The sequence below is a fragment of the Staphylococcus sp. EG-SA-2 genome (assembly GCF_017152085.1).
In genome coordinates this window covers 1-710 of sequence record NZ_JACYHC010001108.1, presented here as the reverse complement: position 1 = coordinate 710, position 710 = coordinate 1, and the positions used below count along the sequence as shown (strand labels likewise).

Below are 710 nucleotides of genomic sequence, written 5' to 3'. Positions count from 1 at the left end.
CAGATAAATTATGTAATAAACAAGCACTATATCGTACGCTAAGTATATCTTTGAGTCAATTTATTAATGAGGATGAGCGACAGTTAAGTCTGTTTGAAGATGAATACCAACGCAAACGTGACGAATGCCTAGCTAAAACGATAGACCAATTACATTTGAAATACGGCAAAGGTATTGTGTCCAAAGCAGTATCGTTTACAGAAGCAGGTACAAAACATGGTAGATTAGGTTTAATGGCTGGACATAAAATGTAATGACTATACGGTTTAAGGAATATATAACTGTGATTCGTATAAAATAAGTCTCTAAAGATAAATATTTCATATATCACAATAGATTTCACAATAATATCTAAGAATACATGGGAATTTATCAAAAGAGACTTAATAATTATTGGATATAACAATCAAAATCACTCAATGCTTGCATACCGCGTTCTCGGTCAGTAGGATTTTTGAAACTAATTTTTAAAGCACCGTATATATCTTCGCGTACTTCTAAGATTCTTAAGTTGCTTATAGATATGTTATGTAAACTCATGATATAAGTCACTTTACTTATCATACCTGATTCATCCGGAATATCTACATATAGATCATACGCAGTATTTAGTCCACCTAGTTGTTTAGCGGGTAGTGCGTCGCGATACGATTTAGCTTGGGCAAAAAATGATAACAATTTTTCAGAATCATTGCTTTCAATTAGTCTTT

Annotated in this window: 2 pseudogenes; one reads left to right on the top strand and one right to left on the bottom strand. The window is 32.3% G+C overall.

The features are described 5' to 3' along the window. A pseudogene (locus IDG60_RS18460) lies at positions 1-254 on the top strand (Y-family DNA polymerase); the annotation flags it as partial. A 136-nt stretch (positions 255-390) separates the two neighbouring features. Here IDG60_RS18460 and IDG60_RS18455 read toward each other — a convergent pair. Continuing rightward, positions 391-710: pseudogene (locus IDG60_RS18455) on the bottom strand (prephenate dehydrogenase); the annotation flags it as partial.